This window comes from Phycicoccus mangrovi, from assembly GCF_018729305.1.
In the GTDB taxonomy this organism is placed as follows: domain Bacteria; phylum Actinomycetota; class Actinomycetes; order Actinomycetales; family Dermatophilaceae; genus Phycicoccus; species Phycicoccus jejuensis.
This window is the reverse complement of the sequence record NZ_JAHHWP010000008.1, coordinates 324,557-341,328: the sequence shown is the minus strand read 5'-3', so window position 1 is coordinate 341,328 and position 16,772 is coordinate 324,557. Positions and strand designations below refer to the sequence as shown.

Here is a 16,772-nt window from a genome sequence, read left to right as displayed (position 1 = left end):
ACCCGAGGCCGACGACCGACGGCGGCGAGGTCCGGGGCCGGCCGCGTCCGCTCAGGAGCCGAAGCGGCGGTGGCGCTCCCCGTAGGCCCGCAGCGCCCGCAGGAAGTCGACCTTGCGGAAGTCGGGCCAGTAGGCCTCGCAGAAGTAGAACTCGCTGTGGGCGCTCTGCCACAGGAGGAACCCCGAGAGCCGCTGCTCGCCGGAGGTGCGGATGACGAGGTCGGGGTCCGGCTGCCCCTTCGTGTAGAGGTGCTCCGCGATGTGCTCGACGTCGATGACCTCGGCGAGCTCCTCGATGCTCGTCCCGCGCGTCGCGTGCTCCTGGAGGAGGCTGCGGACCGCGTCGGCGATCTCCCGCCGCCCGCCGTAGCCGACCGCCACGTTGACGAGCATCCCGTCGACCCCGTGGGTGCGCTCGGCGGCCGCCTTGAGGCGCTCGGCCGTCGCGGCGGGCAGCAGGTCGAGGGCACCGACGGGGTTGACGCGCCACTGCATCGTCGCCGCGATGGAGTCGACGGAGTCCTCGATGATGCCGAGCAGCGGGCGCAGCTCGCGCTCCGGGCGGTTGAGGTTGTCGGTCGAGAGCAGCCACAGGGTGACGAGCTCGACGCCCACCTCGTCGCACCACGCGAGCAGGTTGAGGATGTTGTCGGCGCCGGCGCGGTGCCCCTCCTCGGTCCCGGCGCCCCGCTGCTTGGCCCAGCGGCGGTTGCCGTCGACGAGGACGCCGACGTGGCGCGGCACCGGCGCTCCCCCGAGCTGACGAGCCACCCGCTTGGCGTACGCGGCGTAGAGGACGTCGCTGAGCCGCCGCATGCCAGCCGCCCTTCCCGTGCGCTCCGGATCCGGCCGCCCGGCGGGGTGGCCGCGGCCCACGGTACTCCGGGACCCCGTGCCCGACCTCACGGAGCGGGCCGTTCGTCCGGTTCCTAACCTACGCTCGCGTAGGTTACCGTGGACGCATGACCCGTCAGCAGCCCGACCCCGCCACCGAGACCGGTCGTCTCGAGGCGCTCGAGCAGCGCGTCGAGGCCGCCCTCACCACCGTCAAGCCCAAGCTGCGCGGCTGGCTGCACGCCGGGATGACCCCCGTCGCGCTCGTCGCCGGCATCGTCCTCGTGCTCCTCGCGACGACCACCGAGGGCAAGGTGTCGGCCGCCGTGTTCGCCGGCACCGCCGTGCTCCTCTTCGGCACGTCGGCGGTCTACCACCGGGGCACGTGGTCCCCCCGCGTCGGCGCGTTCCTGCGCCGCTGGGACCACTCGAACATCTTCCTCATCATCGCCGGCAGCTACACGCCCTTCGCTCTGATGCTGCCGAGCGACCAGGCCCGTCGGATGCTCGTCATCGTCTGGAGCGGGGCCCTGCTCGGGGTCGCCTTCCGCGTCTTCTGGACCGGCGCCCCGCGCTGGCTCTACGTGCCGGCCTACGTCATGCTCGGCTGGGTCGCCGTCTTCTACTTCGGCCCGCTCGTCCAGCACGCGGGCGGCGGCGTCATGGCGTGGGTCGTCGTCGGCGGGGTGCTCTACAGCCTCGGCGCGCTCGTCTACGGCACCAAGCGGCCGAACATCTCGCCGCGCTGGTTCGGCTTCCACGAGGTCTTCCACGCCCTGACCGTGCTCGCCTTCACGGCGCACTTCGTCGCCGCGTCGCTCGCGCTCACCGGCCCGCAGGCCTGAGCCGCCACGGGCGCGCGACGCCCGACATCCGTCGTGCGGCGCCCGGGGCCCGGGGTCAGACCGCGCCCGGCGACCCGTCGTCGCGCCGCGGGTCGCGCTGGTCCGCGTCGAGGGCGCCGTCCACGTCGTGATCGACGTCGTCCGGGCCGGCCTGCTGCTCGTCGCGGCCGCGGTGGGCCCGCTGCTGGCGGTAGGACATCCGACGCATCCTCGCGTTCATGTTGCGCATGAGGAACCAGAGCGCGAGCGCGAGGACCGTGAACGCGATGAACGCGAGGAAGCCGGTCGAGACGTCGGGCGGGGAGTCGTTCATGCGGCGCGCTCCGTGACGGTGTCGTGGACGAGGGTGAGGTCGGGGCTCGTCGCGAGGGCGTCGGCCTGCGCGACGTCGGTCGGCAGGCCGGCGAACAGGTCGTCCTCGCCGTCGACGAACGGGACGAAGGAGAGCGCGAGCTCGTACTCCTCGACCGGCCACACCTGCGCCTGGAGGTCGCGCGGCACCTGGAACCACGTGCCGTCGGGGTCGACCTGGGTGGCGTGGGCGAGCAGCGCGGCGTCGCGGCGGTCGTACCAGTCGGCGCACTGCACGCGGGTGGTGACGACGCGCTCGGTGCGCGTCCAGTTCTCGAGCCACTCGGCGTACGGGCTCTCCTGGCCGAGGCCGGTCAGCGCCTCGTGGAAGGCCTCGATGCGGGCGCGGCTGAAGGTCTGGTTGTAGTAGAGCTTGAGCGGCTGCCACGCCGGCCCGGCCTCGGGGAAGGCGTCGGGGTCGCCGGCCGCCGCGAAGGCGTTGACCGAGACGTCGTGGGTCATGATGTGGTCGGGGTGGGGGTAGCCGCCGTTCTCGTCGTACGTCGTGACGACGTGCGGCCGGAAGCGGCGGATCTCGCGGACGAGCGCCTCCGTCGTCACCTCGAGCGGCTCGAGCGCGAAGCAGCCTTCGGGCAGCGGGGGCAGCGGGTCGCCCTCCGGCAGGCCGGAGTCGACGAAGCCGAGCCACGTGTGCTGCACGCCGAGGATCTGCTGGGCGCGCGCCATCTCGTCGCGGCGGACCTGGGCGAGGTCGCGCAGGATGTGGACGTCGTCCTTGAGCCGGGGGTTGAGGATGTCGCCGCGCTCGCCGCCGGTGCAGGAGACGACGAGCACCTCGTGGCCGGCGTCGACGTACTTCGCCATCGTCGCCGCGCCCTTGCTCGACTCGTCGTCAGGGTGCGCGTGGACGCACATGAGCCGGAGCCGTTCGGACATGAGAGACCCTTCGTGCAGGTGGGCTCGGGCGGTACCCGAGAATGGACCGAGGACCATCCTCTCACTGCCCGCCGACCACCGAGGGAGCAGCCGTGCGCCTGCCCGACCCGCGCGACCCCGCCGGCCGTCGCACGCTGATCGCGCTCGCCGCGGTCGTGCTCGCCGTCGCCGGCATCGCCTGGTACGGGTGGACCGCGACGGCCGGCCAGGTGCGCCCCACGGTGACCGGGTACCGCGTGGAGTCCGACGCCCTCGTGCGCGTCGGCTACGACCTCGTCCGGCCCGAGGGCACGGCCGTCACGTGCCGGGTCAGCGGCCTCGACGGCTCGAAGGGCCGGGTCGGGACGGTCGAGGACGCCATCCCCGCGGACGGCCCGGCGATCGTCCACCGGGTCGTCGAGGTGCGCACGAGCGCCCGTGCGGTGACCGGTGTCGTCGAGTCCTGCGTGCGCGTCGCGGCGGGCTGACCTCGCACGACGGCGCGCGACGATTGTGGCGCGAGCACCGCACGTTGGTAGACTGAATGCTTCACGTTCGGGTCCGTGCCGACGCTAGCGCCGCGAGACGGCGGTCGGCCCGGGCCCGTTGCCGTAAGCACCCCGCGGCGCGCCCGCGAGGGTCCGGCGCCCCTACGCACTTCGCAGGAGTTGATGACCCGTGACCGAGACGACGAACCAGAGCTACCTCACGCAGGCGGCCTTCGACCGCCTCCGGGCCGAGCTCGACGAGCTGACCGGCCCCGGCCGCACCGAGATCGCCAAGAAGATCGAGGCGGCCCGCGAGGAGGGCGACCTCAAGGAGAACGGTGGCTACCACGCGGCCAAGGAGGAGCAGGGCAAGATGGAGGCCCGCATCCGCCAGCTGACGCAGCTGCTCGAGAACGCCGTCATCGGCGAGACCCCGAAGGACGACGGTGTCGTCGAGCCCGGGATGATCGTCACCGTCGACATGTTCGGCGACGAGGAGAAGTTCCTCCTCGGCTCCCGCGAGATCACCGACTCCTCGATGCAGGTCTTCTCCGAGAAGTCCCCGATCGGCGCGGCCGTCAACGGCCACAAGGTCGGCGACTCGGTCTCGTACGAGGCCCCCAACGGCAAGCAGATCGAGGTCAAGATCCTCGAGGCGAAGCCCTACACCGGCTGAGCCCGGTCGCTCCGGCGACGTGACGGACGGACGCCGTCGACGAGGGTGTGCGTCGCGCCGCCGACCCACACGACGCCGTCCTCGACGTCGACGTGCACCCGGCCCTCGCGGCCGAGGACCGTGCCCTGCGCGGCGACGTAGTGCTCGGGCGCGTACCCGGCGGGGACCAGCCACTGGCCCAGGCCCGCGTTGAGGCTGCCGGTGACGGGGTCCTCGCCGAAGTCGCGCTCGTCCGAGAAGAACGCCCGCACCTCGAGGCCCACCCCGTCGGTGCGCGCCCCGGCCGGGTAGCGCGCCGCGAGGCCCACCTTGAGCCCGCGCGCGAGCACGGGGTCGGGCGCGGCGGCGAGCACGGCCTCGGGCGAGGCGAGCAGGACGGCCAGCCAACCGGGCCCGTTGTCGACCCACGCGGCGTCGACGACGTCCGCGGGCGCGACCCCGAGGGCCGCGACGACCCGCGCGAGCTCCTCCCCCTCGACGGCACCGGAGCGCACGAGCGGCGGGGCGGCGAACGCGAGGCGGTCGGCGCCGCGGCGCACCTCGACGAGCCCGGCCGCGCACTCCTGCACGACGACGCCCTCGGTGCGCGGCACGCCCCCGGCCTCGAGCCAGGCGTGGGCGCTGCCGAGGGTCGGGTGGCCGGCGAAGGGCAGCTCGCCGCCGATCGTCCAGATCCGCACGCCGTAGTCGGCGCGCGGGTCGGTGGGGGCGGTGAGGAAGGTCGTCTCCGAGAGGTTGGTCCAGCGCGCGACGGCGAGCATCTCGTCGTCGGACATCCCGTCGGCGTCGTGGAGGACGGCGAGCGCGTTGCCCCGGAAGGCTCGCTCGGAGAAGACGTCGACGAGGCGCACGGCGGTCATGCCGTCATCGAAGCACGGGCCGGCCGCCGCGACACGGGAAGGTCGCTCCCCCACCGAGGAGGCAAAGCCTCCGCTCAGTCGCGGGTGCGGCCGACGAACGCCCGCACCGCGAGCGGCGCGAGCACCGCCGAGAGGCCGACCGACCAGATGACCGTGGTCAGCACCGGGTGCTGGAGGGGCAGCGCCGAGTCGGCCGGCAGCGGTATGCCGTCGTTGCCCCAGAGCTCGCGCAGCGCCTGGACGAGCGAGCTGATGGGGTTCCACTCGGCGAGGAAGCGCAGCCAGTCGGGCATCACGTCGGTGCGGGCGAACGCGTTGGACAGGAACGTGATCGGGAAGACCGTCGTGAACATGACGCCCTGCACCGCCTCGACCGAGCGCAGCGCGGAGCCGAAGAGGATGCCGACCCAGATCATCGCGAAGCCGAACAGCAGGAGCAGGCCGTAGCCGGCGAGGCCGCGCAGCACGCCGTGGTGGATGCCCCACCCGACGAACAGCCCGGTGACCGACATGACGACGATGCCGATCATCGAGTGGATGAGGCTCGAGACGCTGCGCGCGACGACCACCGACGAGCGGCCGATGGGCAGGGACCGGAAGCGGTCGACGATGCCCTTGCCGAGGTCGGTGTTGAGGCCGATGGCGACGATGAACGCGCTGAAGGTCATCGTCTGCGCCATGATCCCGGGCAGCAGCCACTCCTTGTAGTCGACGCCGGGCACGACGATCGAGCCGCCGAAGACGAAGGCGAAGAGCAGCACGAACATCACCGGCTGGATGGTGACGTCGGTGAGCATCTCGGGCTGGCGCTTGATGTGGGTCAGGTTGCGGCGCACCAGCGCCGAGACCTGACGGACCGGGCTCGTGCCGGCGGCGCTCGGGTGCTCGGCGTGGAACGGCCGACCTGCGGCGGTGGTGGTGGTCGGAGCGGTCATCGCAGGGCCTCCTCGGCGCTCGCGTCGGACGTGGCACCGGGGGCCTCGGACTCGGCCCGGTGCCCGGTGAGGGTGAGGAAGACGTCGTCGAGGCTCGGGCGCTGCAGCCCGATGTCGTCGAGGTCGATGCCGGCCTCGTCGAGCCGGGCCGCGATGCGGGTCAGCGCCCCCACCCCCTCGGCCGGGGCGGTGATGCGGCGGGCGTCGCGGTCGAGGTGGATCTCGCCGACCTCGCCGCGGACGATCTCGGCGGCCCGCTCGACCTCGGCCGGGCGGCTGACCGCGACGACGAGGCTGGCGGCGCCGGAACGGTCCTTGAGCTCCAGCGGCGTGCCGTCGGCGATGACCCGCCCGTGGTCGACGACGACGATGCGGTCGGCGAGCTGGTCGGCCTCGTCGAGGTACTGCGTCGTGAGGAAGAGCGTCGTGCCCTCGCGGACGAGGTCGCGCAGGACGCCCCAGAGCTCGACGCGGCTGCGCGGGTCGAGGCCGGTCGTCGGCTCGTCGAGGAAGAGCACCGGCGGGGTCGCGACGAGGCTGGCCGCGAGGTCGAGCCGGCGGCGCATCCCGCCGGAGTACTCCTTGACGACCTTCGTCGCGGCGTCGGCGAGCGAGAAGCGCTCGAGCAGCTCGTCGGCCACCCGGCGGACGGTGCGCCGGTCGAGGCCGTAGAGGTCGCCGACGAGGCGCAGGTTCTCGCGGCCGGTCAGCAGCTCGTCGACGGTCGCCGACTGCGCCGTCAGCCCCATCCGGCGGCGCACGGCGTCGGCGTCGCGGACGACGTCGAGCCCGGCGACCCGGGCCGTGCCGCTCGTCGGCCGCGAGAGCGTCGTCATCATCCGGACGGTGGTGGTCTTGCCGGCGCCGTTCGGCCCCAGCATCGAGAAGACGGTGCCCTCCGGCACCGAGAAGCTCACGCCGTCGACGGCCGTGAAGTCACCGAAGGTCTTCACGAGGTCGACGGCCTCGATGGCCGCGCCGCTGGTCGTCATGCACCGACCGTAGGGCCACCCGCCGACAGGGGTCACCCCCTTTTCGGTGACATCCTCCCGACCAGCGCGGACGCCCGCGCCGGGTCGACGTCGGCGAGCAGCCCGGCGGCGAACAGGACGTAGTCGCGGTCGACGGCGGCCACCGCGCGGTCGGGCACCCGCCAGCCGCCCCCGTGGTCGGCGAGCGCCGCGCCGAGCACCCGCTCGGCGGTGCCGTCGGGGGCGTGCCGCAGCACGCCGCCGGAGCCGACGAGCATCCCGACGTCGGCCAGCGGCCGGGGCCGCTCCCCCGCGGCGGGGCGCCCGTGCCGGCGCAGGGCAACGGTGACCGCCGCGGTGGCGAGCGCCTCGTCGGCGGCCCACTCGGCGTCGCTCGTCGACAGCGCCCCGGTGTCGGCGACGACACGCGCGGCGTGCGCGGCCACGACGTCGGGCAGCGGCATCCGCTCGCGCGCCGACGCCTCGACGATGCCCTCGGCGTTCCAGCGCATCCCCAGGTCGGCCTCGACCGTGCGGGCGTGCCAGACCGGCCCGACGACCTCGCGGTGGATGGCGGCGTCCTCGCCCTGCGGCGTGACGACGGAGTAGACGTCGGTCGTCGCGCCCCCGACGTCGACGACGAGCACGTCCTCGCCGCGCGCCTCGGCCAGCACCTCGACGCCGCGCAGCACGGCATCGGGGGTGGCGGCGCGCACGAGCTCGGCGAACCCGCGGCCGCGCGAGAGGCCTTTGCCGCCGATCACGTGCCGCAGGAAGACCTCGCGGATGGCGGCGCGCGCGCCGTCCGGCGCGACCTCGCCGATGCGCGGCAGCACGTTGCCGGTGACGGTGAAGCGCCGCCCCGTCGCCTCGAGCTCGGAAACGACGGCGTCCGCGGCGTCGGCGTTGCCGGCGACCACGACCGGGGCGGTGACCCTGGCCCGGGCGAGGCGGCGCGCGTTGTGCAGGAGGACGTCGGCGTTGCCCCCGTCGGTGCCGCCGACGAGGAGGACGAGGTCGGGCCGGTCGGCGCGCAGGGCGGTGACGTCGGGGCCGGCCATCGGCCCGGACGCCACGTGGACGACGCGTCCGCCCGCCGAGAGACCGACCCGGAAGCCGGCCTCCGCCGTCACCTCGCGCTCGTAGCCGACGACGGCGACGCGCAGGCCGCCACCGGCGCTGGAGCACAGGAGGGTCCGCTCGGGCGCCGCCCCGTCGGCGAGCGCGGCGCGGACGGCGTCGACCCCGTCCATGACGTCGGTGGCGACGGTCGTCGGGTGCGACGCCCGCCCGCGGACCTCGCCGTCGTCACCGACGAGCAACGCCTTCGTGAAGGTCGACCCGACGTCGACGCACAGGACCGCACCCACGCCCCGAGACCCTAGTGGCCGGGTCCGCCGCCGGGCGCACCTCCCCCGGTCGGCTGCGTCGTCGTGTCGACCGGCGCGGTGAGCGCGACCGTGTAGCCGCTGCTCGTGTCGCCCGAGACGGTGCCGAGCTGGTGCACGCCGCCGTCGTCGCCGAAGACGTTGTCGCTCGTCAGCGAGATCTGCGCGAGGTTGCCCACCGACTGCTCGTACCCGCTCGTCGCGTAGACGGCGTCGCAGGTGGACTTGGGCAGGGCGACCTGCGAGGTGGCGATGGCGTTCGTGCTGTCGGTGATGCTCGCCTCGTCCGGGTACACCTCGAAGTGGATGTGCGGCCAGCGGCCCGAGTAGCAGGCCGGGACGATGCTCGTGAACTCGGCGACGCCGGAGTCGTCGGTCACCTGGACGCCGCGCAGGTAGTTCTCCTGCGTCACGCCGTCGGAGTACATCGAGTAGCGGCCCTCGCGGTCGCAGTGCCAGACGTAGACCGCGGCGCCGGTCATCGGGCCGCCGCCGCCGGCGACGTCGAGGATGGTGAGCCGCAGCGTCATCGGCACGCCCTCGGCCGTCGTCGTCGAGGTGCCGAAGCTGCTGCGGATGTCGGAGCGGACCACGCCGCTCTGCTCGAGGACGTCGGCGCCGTTGGAGCCGTCGCCCGGGTAGGGGCCGGCCGTCTCGTCGGGGATCTCGGTGAGCGTGGTGTCGGCGGCGTCGCTCGCCGTGGCGGACGCCGTGGCGCTCGCCGATGCGGTCGCGGAGCTCGTCGCCGTCGAGCCGCTCGACGAGGTCGACGCGCCGCACGCCGCGAGCGCGGTGCCGGCGGCGCCGATGCCGAGGACGGCGAGCATCCGGCGGCGGTCGAGCAGCGTGCCGAGGTCGAAGGCGAGCCCCTGGTCGACGACCTCGTCGTCGGGGCGGGGCAGCGGGCGCCCCTCGTAGGTGGGCTGGTCGTCGGTGCGGGTCATCGGTCTACCTCCGGGTCGGTGTCGTCCCGACGACCGTAGGAAGCCCGGCGAGCCACCCGGTGTGCGTCCGCTGTCCGCCTCCTGTGACCGCTGGACCCCGTCGAGAGAGGAGAACACGCCGTGCGGCCCGAGGCGCGCACGGCGTGTTCTGTTCACTCGACGGGTGGTGCTCCGCCGGCGGGGCGGGTCAGGTGAGGCGGTCGAGCGCCTGGCGCAGGTCGGCGACGAGGTCCTCGACGTCCTCGATGCCGACGGACAGGCGGATGAGGTCGGCCGGCACCTCGAGCTCGGTGCCCGCGACCGACGCGTGCGTCATCCGGCCGGGGTGCTCGATGAGGGACTCGACGCCGCCGAGGGACTCGCCGAGCGTCCACAGCTGCGTCTCGCCGCAGACCTTGGCCGCGACGTCCTCGCCGCCCTTGACGCGGAAGGCGACCATCCCGCCGAACCGCTTCATCTGGCGGCGCGCGACGTCGTGGTTCGGGTGGTCGGGCAGGCCCGGGTAGTGCACGGACGCCACGCCGGGGTGGCTCTGGAGGAAGTCGACGACGGCCTCGGCGTTGTCGCAGTGACGTTCCATGCGGACCGCCAGCGTCTTGAGGCCGCGCAGCACGAGCCACGCGTCGAACGGGCCGGCGACGGCGCCCATCGAGTTCTGGTGGAAGGCGACCCGCTCGGCCACCGACTCACCGTCGCGCGTCATGGCACCCGGAGCGACGACGACGGCGCCGCCGACGACGTCGCTGTGGCCGCCGGCGTACTTCGTCGTCGAGTGGACGACGACGTCCGCGCCGAGAGCGATCGGGTTCTGCAGGTACGGGGACGCGAAGGTGTTGTCGACGACGAGCAGCGCACCGGCCTCGTGCGCGACGGCCGCGATGGCCTCGATGTCGGCGATGCCGAGCAGCGGGTTGGTCGGCGTCTCGACCCACACCATGCGCGTCTCCGGGCGCATCGCGGCGCGCACCGACTCCACGTCGGCGACCTTCGCGATGGAGTGGTCGACGCCCCAGGCGCGGACGACCTTGTTGAAGAGCCGGTAGGTGCCGCCGTACGCGTCGGACGGGACGACGACGTGGTCGCCCGGCGCGAGCAGCGCGCGCAGCACGGTGTCCTCGCCGGCGAGGCCGCTGGCGAACGCGAAGCCGCGCTCGCCGCCCTCGAGCGCGGCGACGCACTCCTCGAGCGCGGCGCGCGTCGGGTTGGCCGAGCGCGAGTACTCGTAGCCGCCGCGCAGGCCGCCGACGCCGTCCTGCTTGTAGGTGCTCACCTGGTGGATGGGCGGCACGACGGCGCCGGTCAGCGGGTCCGGCTCCTGCCCGGCGTGGATGGCGCGGGAGGAGAAGCCGAGGTTCTCGGAAGTCATCCTCCGAGCGTAGGGGCCGCCGGGGGTCCGCCGGCACCGCGGGGTGCGGTCATCCCCGGCCGAGGTGGCGCTGCCAGGCGCGCAGCCGGCCGCTCGGGCGGAAGCCCATCGCGCGGTTGACGGCGAGCATGTGCGCGTTCTCCTCGGCGTTCCAGGTCCGCACGATGCGCACCTCGGGCAGCGCCTCGGCGAGCGCGCGCAGGTTGGCCAGCTTGAGCGCCATCCCCAGCCCGTGGCCGCGGTGCTCGCGGGTGACGAGGGTGTCGTGCTGGAAGGCCAGGTGCGGCGTGCCCTCGGGCAGCTGGATGCTCGTGTACCCGACGAGCCGGCCGGTGCCGAGGTCGCGGACGAAGGTGGAGACGACCCGGCGGCCCATGGCCCGGGTGCGCTCGTCCTCACCGCGGACGCGCTCCTCGTCCCACTCCTCCTCGTCGAGCTCGAGGTCGCCGAGCGGGGCGTCGGTCGACATCCGGCGGGCGAGGAACGCGCGGTCGGCGAGGTCGGCCTCGGGCATCGCGTCGATGTGGGTCTCGAGGCGGTAGCCGTCGGCCACGACCGGCGCGGGCACCTCGGCCTGGTGCACCGCGAGGTCGGAGCGCAGCACGGTCTGCGCGGACCCGAAGCCGTGCCGCTCGACCCATCCGGCGAACGGGTCGTCGTCCGTGTCGGCGCCCCACTGGGTCTCGGCGTGCAGCGTCGTGCGGCCCAGGTCGCGTGCCTGCTCCTCGACCCAGTGCAGCAGCGCGTCGCCGGCCCCGCGGCGACGGTGTGCCGGCAGTACCGCGACGAAGACCTGCGCGGTCGACTCGTTGTCCAGCAGCGGGGCGATGACACCCGCGGCCCCCACGGGCTCGTCGCCGTCGACGGCGAGCACCTGGAGGCGACGCGTGGACGCCGAGCCCTCGAGCCCGCGCAGCTCCTCGGCGCTCCAGGCGTCGTGGTCCTCGCCCTGCTCGTCGCGGGCGACGTCCTCGAGCACGCGGGCCCAGGCGTCGAAGCGGGCGCGGGCGGCGAGGTCGGTGTCGAGTCCGGAGACCGGGACGAGGGAGATCACGCGGAACACCGTGCCATCCCCGGCGGTTGGACCACACATGCTTTTCGGTTCGAGTGCGAAGACCACCCTCCCCACCCGCGAGGAGGCCCTGCCGGGCCGCGAGCACCGGATCTTCCCGGTGCCCACGACCCACGAGGTGCTCGGCACCCCCCTGGAGGGTCCGTGGCCCGACGGCACCGAGGTGCTGTACGTGGCGATGGGCTGCTTCTGGGGCGTCGAGCGCATCTTCTGGAAGCTGCCCGGCGTCGTGACGACGGCGGCCGGCTACATGGGCGGCTTCACGCCCAACCCGACGTACGAGGAGACCTGCACCGGCCGCACCGGTCACGCCGAGGCCGTCCTCGTCGCCTACGACCCCACCGTCACCTCCCCCGAGCTGCTGCTCAAGGCGTTCTGGGAGAACCACGACCCGACGCAGGGCAACCGGCAGTACAACGACGTCGGCACCGCCTACCGCTCGGCCATCTTCACGACGACCCCCGGCCAGGCCGCGGCCGCCGAGGCGACGCGCGAGGCGTTCCAGGGCGAGCTGACCAAGGTCGGGCGCGGGACCATCACGACGACGATCGCGACCGCCGAGCAGGCCGGCCCGTTCTACTACGCCGAGGACTACCACCAGCAGTACCTCCACAAGAACCCCGGCGGCTACTGCAACCACGGCCCGAACGGCCTGACCTGCCCCGTCGGTGTCGCTAACCTCCCGGCCCAGACGGACGTCGCGCCGCCGCGCGGCTGACGCCCTCCGGACCGTCCGACGAGGCCCCCTCCCACCCGGGAGGGGGCCTCGTCGTCGCCCGGCCCCGTCCTGGACCCCGCCAAGCCCGCACGTGCGGGGTTATCGCTGTCCGAACCGGATCGCGACCGCGAAAAGCCCGCACGTGCGGGGTTATCGCTGTCCGAACCGGATCGCGACCGCGAAAAGCCCGCACGTGCGGAGTTCCCTCGTCAGGCGCTGCGGAGGTGACGAGGTCCGAAGTAGCGACGCCACTCGTCGGACCGGGCCGTGACGCGTTCGCCACGCTCGGACAGGACCGTGGCCACGCGCTGCACGGTGGTCTCCGGCTCGACCCACAGCCCCGGGGACGTCACGACGACCATCCGCCACCCCCAGCCGTCGAACTCCTCACGGCGGCGGATGTCCCCCGCCCACTGCTGGTCGTCCTCGGCGTGCTGGCGACCGTCGTACTCGACGCTGACCTTGCGGCGCCGGTACCCCATGTCGGCGCGACGCAGCAGGGTCCCGTCGGCGTCGTGGAATCGCAGGTCCGTCTCGGGCTCCGGGAGTCCCGCGAGGGTCAGGAGCATCCTCGTCCGTGACTCGGGCGCCGAGTCGACACCGGCCCGGACCAGGGCGGCGGCCCGCCGGGCGAGGCGCCGGTAGCGGCCGATGGACGCGGCCGCGGCCACCAGCGCGTCCGGCGTCGTCACTCCGGCGTGGACCAGGCTGTCGCCGAGGACGACGAGCTCGACGACGTCGAGGTCCTCGGCGCAGTCGAGGAACGTGCGCTCGGGTGTCGTGACCCGCAGGCCGTGGCGGGTCGTGAGGCCCGAGCGGTCCGACGAGACCCGGGAGTCGACGCCGTCGACGTCCATGCGGCCCCACTCGAGCAGCTTGCGGGCCTGCGCCGAGCAGCCCGGACGGCCGCCCCTGGCCCGCGAGCGTGCCTCCCGCGCCGCCGCCCGCTGGACGGCATCCGGTCGGAGCGTCGTCACGTGCGTCTGCCAGTCGTCGGGAGCGATACCACCCCACAGCGCAGCCGCCGTGTGGCGCGAGACGACGGTCGCCGCCGGCGCGACGAGCATCGCCGCCTGCGCGCGGACGCGGGCGTCGACCGGGGCCTCGGCGTCCACGTAGACGCCGTGCACGAGTCGTCGAAAGCGCGGACCCCGCAGCGATGCCTCGGTCGCGACGCCACGCTCCACCGCCTCGACGCCCAGGAACGGACGGGAGGTGTCGAGCGGCTGGTCGGTCACGGGGTCGAGCCTGCCCCCATCCGGGCACACGCCGCTGGCGTCATCCACAGGCCCCGGAAGCACGCACGTGCGGGGTTATCGCTGTCCGGACTCCCGGCCCACCTCAACAAGCCCGCACGTGCGGGGTTATCGCTGTCCGAACCGGATCCGGACCACGAAAAGCCCGCACGTGCGGGGTTGTCGATCCCTGGCCGGGAGATGCTTCCATCCCCGGGCAGGCAGGAGGCCCCCCGCTCCCTGTCCAGCGGGGGGCCTCGTCCGTGCGGGCGACCGGGGTCAGCGCACGGCGGGCTCCGGCTCCCTGCGAGCCGGGGCGTCGGTGGTGCCGCTCGTCTCCGACGCGGCGGCCGGGGTGGTGCGAGCCTCCGCGCTGGACTGCGACATCGTGTCGAGCAGCTCGTGGCCGGCGTGCTCGGCGCTCTCGGCCGGCGTCTCCGTGTGGTTGCTGTCGCGCAGCGGGATCGCCTTGATGGCGAGCGTCGCGAGGAGCACCAGCGCGACGATCGGGAGACCGATGAGGAAGACCTCGTGCAGCTGGTCCGCGAGCCCCTGGCGCACGGCGGTCGCGACGGCCGGCGGCAGCTGCGAGAGCGCGGCGGGGTCGAGCACCGAGCCGGCGCTGGCGGCGCCCTCGGGCATCGAGGCCGCGGCTCCGGCGGGCAGGTGGGAGGCGATGGCGCCGCCCAGACCGCTCGTCAGCACGGTGCCGAACACCGCGATGCCGACCGTCGACCCGACGTTGCGGAAGAACTGGCTCGACGCCGTCGCGACCCCGAGGTCACGCTTCTCGGAGGCGTTCTGGACGACGAGCGTGTACTGCTGCATCGCCATCCCGATGCCGATGCCGAGCACGACCATGGCCAGCGTCAGCTGCGTCTGGCTCGACGTCGCGGTCAGCCGGGTGAGGAGCCAGATGCCGGCGCCCATGATGACGACCCCGGCGGCCATGAACGGCTTGTAGACACCGGTCCGCGTGATGACCAGGCCCGTGAGGATGCCCATGACGATGAGGCCGACCATGAGCGGCGCGAGGATGAGGCCGGAGTTCGTCGCGTCGACACCGAGGACGCCCTGCGCGAAGACCGGGATGTAGATGATCGAGCCGAACATCACCATCGCCAGGCCGAAGCTCGCGATGTTGGCCGCGGTGAAGACGCGCGACCGGAAGAGGCGCAGCGGGATGACCGGCTCCTCGGCGCGGTTCTCGGCGAACACGAAGGCCACGAGCCCGAGGGCGCCGACCACGTAGAGGCCGATGATGGTCGCCGAGCCCCACGGGTACGACGTGCCGCCCCACGAGGTGGCGAGCAGGACCGCGGTGAGCCCGACGGCGAGCGTGGCGATGCCCCAGCTGTCGACCTTCGCCTCGCGGCGCTCGTGCGGCAGGTGGAGGAAGCGCAGGATGAAGCCGGTCGCGACGACACCGATCGGGATGCCCGCGAAGAACAGCCAGCGCCAGCCCCAGTGGTCGGTGATGAACCCGCCGGCGAGCGGGCCCGCGACCGAGGTGACACCGAAGACGGCGCCCATCAGGCCCTGGTACTTGCCGCGCTGACGCGGCGGGATGATGTCGCCGATGATGGTCTGCGACAGCGGCATCACGGTGCCCATGCCGAGGCCTTGGATGGCACGCGCGGCGACGAGCACCCAGAACGACTGGGCGAAGCCGGCCACGAGCGAGCCGACCATGAAGACGACGAGGCCCGCGATGTAGAAGCCGCGGCGGCCGTAGAGGTCGGAGAACTTGCCGACGATCGGGACGGTGATCGCCGAGACGAGGAGGGCGGCGGTCGCGACCCAGCTGTAGTGGTCCATCCCGCCGAGCTCGGAGACGATGCGCGGCATGGCGGGCCCGACGATCGTCTGGCTCACGGAGGCGACGAGCATCCCGAGCATCAGGCCGACGAACACCCGCCGGGAGGCGGGGCTCAGCTTGTACGGCTGGGGGGCCGTGGTGGTCGCGGTGGTCATGCAGTGGTCCTCTCGCGGTCGGCCGCCTCGGGGGCGGGGTGGGCAGGGCCCGCGACGCTGCGGACGGGGTGGTCGTGGTCCCTCGCGACGCGCGCGAGGGAGGTCTGGAGGCGGCCGAGCAGGTCGGCCAGGGTGCGGCGGTCGGACTCGTCCCAGTCCTCGAGGGCGATGGCGACGAGCTCCTCGCGGCGGCGGCGCTCCTCGAGCAGCACCTCGCGCCCGGCGTCGGTGAGGCCGACGAGCTGGGCGCGGCCGTCGTCGGGGTCCGGGGTGCGCTCGAGGAAGCCGCGGTCGACGAGCGCGCTGACGCGCCGGCTCGTCGTCGACTGGTCGAGGCCGACGGCGTCGGCGAGGGCGCACGCGCGGCCCGGACCGCGCTTCGCGGTGAGGGCCAGGAGGGTGTACTCGGGACGGGTCACCGGCCCCTCGACGACGTGGGCCCGGCTGAGGAGTCCGAACATCGCCGAGAGGTGCTCGGTGACGAGCGGGTCGGCGGTTGCTTGCATGACACAAGCATATGACTGTTTTGCACAGTCTGCAACTTTGCTCGTCGTGCACGACGGGCATACTGGAGGCATGGCACCGGGTTCCGCGACCGCCGAGGCGACCCCCTCCCTGCGCGACCGCAAGAAGGAGGCGACGCGCCAGCGGCTGCACACGGCGGCCGTCCGCCTCGCGCTCGCCCACGGCGTGCAGGAGGTGACGGTCGAGCAGATCGCGGCCGAGGCCGACGTCTCGCCGCGCACCTTCTTCAACTACTTCCCGACGAAGGAGGCGGCGCTCGTCGGCGCCGACCCCGCGCGCACCGAGCAGCTTCGGCAGGCGGTGCTCGCGCGCCCGGCGGACGAGTCACTGCCGCAGGCGTTGCGGGCCGTCCTCACCGAGCACGTGCGTGGCTTCGAGGACGAGCCGGAGCTCTGGCGGATGCGCAGCGAGCTCGCCGCCCGCGTGCCGGAGCTCGAGGCGCGCATCGCTGGGGCGGGGCACCGCCTCGAGAGCGCCCTGGTCGAGGCCGCGCACGAGCGGGCCGGCACCGACGCCGCCGACGACCTGGCGACCGGGCTCGCCGCGCGCACGGCGATGGCCGCGCTGCGCGCCGCGTTCCACCAGCACCGGGCGGCCGGCTCGACGGGCTCGCTCCTCCAGCGTCTGGAGACCGCGTTCGACGCCGTCGGCCTCCGCTGACCCCCCTCCCTCTCCGCGAACGCGTGTGAAACCGCCGGGGGTCCCCGGCGATTT

At 73.7% G+C, this 16,772-nt stretch carries 18 protein-coding genes; 5 read left to right on the top strand and 13 right to left on the bottom strand.

What is annotated here, in order from left to right:
• Positions 1 to 51 precede the first annotated feature (51 nt).
• On the bottom strand, positions 52 to 816 hold the full coding sequence (locus tag KMZ30_RS06390) for an isoprenyl transferase (protein ID WP_215512493.1): 765 nt from the start codon (positions 814 to 816) through the stop codon (positions 52 to 54).
• A 146-nt stretch (positions 817 to 962) separates the two neighbouring features.
• Here KMZ30_RS06390 and trhA point away from each other — a divergent pair, with 146 nt between their 5' ends.
• On the top strand, positions 963 to 1,679 hold the full coding sequence (trhA, locus tag KMZ30_RS06385) for a PAQR family membrane homeostasis protein TrhA (protein ID WP_215512492.1): 717 nt from the start codon (positions 963 to 965) through the stop codon (positions 1,677 to 1,679).
• A gap of 55 nt (positions 1,680 to 1,734) precedes the next feature.
• Here trhA and KMZ30_RS06380 read toward each other — a convergent pair whose 3' ends face one another.
• Both KMZ30_RS06380 and mca read right to left on the bottom strand, forming a co-directional pair.
• Positions 1,735 to 1,992, bottom strand: coding sequence for a hypothetical protein (locus KMZ30_RS06380; RefSeq protein ID WP_215512491.1), 258 nt, complete (start codon positions 1,990 to 1,992; stop codon positions 1,735 to 1,737).
• On the bottom strand, positions 1,989 to 2,927 hold the full coding sequence (gene mca / locus KMZ30_RS06375; RefSeq protein WP_215512490.1) for a mycothiol conjugate amidase Mca: 939 nt from the start codon (positions 2,925 to 2,927) through the stop codon (positions 1,989 to 1,991). The genes KMZ30_RS06380 and mca overlap by 4 nt, the downstream gene beginning before the upstream one ends.
• 92 nt (positions 2,928 to 3,019) lie before the next feature.
• Between mca and KMZ30_RS06370 the strand changes: the two genes are divergently transcribed.
• Together KMZ30_RS06370 and greA are read left to right on the top strand one after the other, a co-directional pair.
• On the top strand, positions 3,020 to 3,394 hold the full coding sequence (locus KMZ30_RS06370) for a DUF4307 domain-containing protein (protein WP_215512489.1): 375 nt from the start codon (positions 3,020 to 3,022) through the stop codon (positions 3,392 to 3,394).
• A gap of 190 nt (positions 3,395 to 3,584) precedes the next feature.
• Entirely contained in the window at positions 3,585 to 4,070 is a 486-nt protein-coding gene (gene greA, locus KMZ30_RS06365) for a transcription elongation factor GreA (protein ID WP_215512488.1), read from the top strand.
• Here greA and KMZ30_RS06360 read toward each other — a convergent pair.
• From KMZ30_RS06360 to KMZ30_RS06330, 7 genes are all read right to left on the bottom strand, one after another.
• The gene (locus KMZ30_RS06360; RefSeq protein WP_215519890.1) at positions 4,058 to 4,930 is read right to left on the bottom strand and encodes a PhzF family phenazine biosynthesis protein; all 873 of its coding nucleotides are present in this window, start codon (positions 4,928 to 4,930) and stop codon (positions 4,058 to 4,060) included. The two genes, greA and KMZ30_RS06360, sit on opposite strands and share 13 nt — an antisense overlap.
• A gap of 74 nt (positions 4,931 to 5,004) precedes the next feature.
• Positions 5,005 to 5,865, bottom strand: a complete 861-nt coding sequence (locus tag KMZ30_RS06355; RefSeq protein ID WP_215512486.1) for an ABC transporter permease — start codon at positions 5,863 to 5,865, stop codon at positions 5,005 to 5,007.
• A complete protein-coding gene (locus KMZ30_RS06350) occupies positions 5,862 to 6,857 on the bottom strand; it encodes an ATP-binding cassette domain-containing protein (RefSeq protein WP_215512485.1) in 996 nt (331 codons plus the stop codon). Before KMZ30_RS06350 ends, KMZ30_RS06355 begins: the two co-directional genes overlap by 4 nt.
• Positions 6,858 to 6,889: 32 nt before the next feature.
• Positions 6,890 to 8,206 (bottom strand): glutamate mutase L, encoded by a 1,317-nt coding sequence (locus KMZ30_RS06345; RefSeq protein WP_215512484.1) that lies wholly within the window; start codon positions 8,204 to 8,206, stop codon positions 6,890 to 6,892.
• 11 nt (positions 8,207 to 8,217) lie between these two features.
• On the bottom strand, positions 8,218 to 9,168 hold the full coding sequence (locus KMZ30_RS06340) for an intradiol ring-cleavage dioxygenase (protein ID WP_215512483.1): 951 nt from the start codon (positions 9,166 to 9,168) through the stop codon (positions 8,218 to 8,220).
• Positions 9,169 to 9,355: 187 nt separating this feature from the next.
• Positions 9,356 to 10,534: a cystathionine gamma-synthase gene (locus KMZ30_RS06335; protein WP_215512482.1), complete on the bottom strand. Its 1,179-nt coding sequence runs from the start codon at positions 10,532 to 10,534 to the stop codon at positions 9,356 to 9,358.
• Positions 10,535 to 10,583: 49 nt separating this feature from the next.
• Positions 10,584 to 11,588 (bottom strand): GNAT family N-acetyltransferase, encoded by a 1,005-nt coding sequence (locus tag KMZ30_RS06330; RefSeq protein WP_215512481.1) that lies wholly within the window; start codon positions 11,586 to 11,588, stop codon positions 10,584 to 10,586.
• 37 nt (positions 11,589 to 11,625) lie between these two features.
• Here KMZ30_RS06330 and msrA point away from each other — a divergent pair, with 37 nt between their 5' ends.
• A complete protein-coding gene (gene msrA, locus KMZ30_RS06325; RefSeq protein ID WP_030528862.1) occupies positions 11,626 to 12,324 on the top strand; it encodes a peptide-methionine (S)-S-oxide reductase MsrA in 699 nt (232 codons plus the stop codon).
• A gap of 209 nt (positions 12,325 to 12,533) precedes the next feature.
• On the opposite strand, the gene KMZ30_RS06320 is transcribed toward msrA, so the two are convergent.
• The 3 genes from KMZ30_RS06320 to KMZ30_RS06310 form a co-directional block, all read right to left on the bottom strand.
• On the bottom strand, positions 12,534 to 13,562 hold the full coding sequence (locus KMZ30_RS06320) for a hypothetical protein (RefSeq protein ID WP_215512480.1): 1,029 nt from the start codon (positions 13,560 to 13,562) through the stop codon (positions 12,534 to 12,536).
• A gap of 276 nt (positions 13,563 to 13,838) precedes the next feature.
• A complete protein-coding gene (locus KMZ30_RS06315; protein ID WP_215512479.1) occupies positions 13,839 to 15,533 on the bottom strand; it encodes an MDR family MFS transporter in 1,695 nt (564 codons plus the stop codon).
• A complete protein-coding gene (locus KMZ30_RS06310) occupies positions 15,530 to 16,039 on the bottom strand; it encodes a MarR family winged helix-turn-helix transcriptional regulator (protein WP_215512478.1) in 510 nt (169 codons plus the stop codon). Before KMZ30_RS06310 ends, KMZ30_RS06315 begins: the two co-directional genes overlap by 4 nt.
• A gap of 70 nt (positions 16,040 to 16,109) precedes the next feature.
• Here KMZ30_RS06310 and KMZ30_RS06305 point away from each other — a divergent pair, with 70 nt between their 5' ends.
• A complete protein-coding gene (locus tag KMZ30_RS06305) occupies positions 16,110 to 16,718 on the top strand; it encodes a TetR family transcriptional regulator (RefSeq protein ID WP_051750588.1) in 609 nt (202 codons plus the stop codon).
• The last annotated feature ends 54 nt before the right edge of the window (positions 16,719 to 16,772 follow it).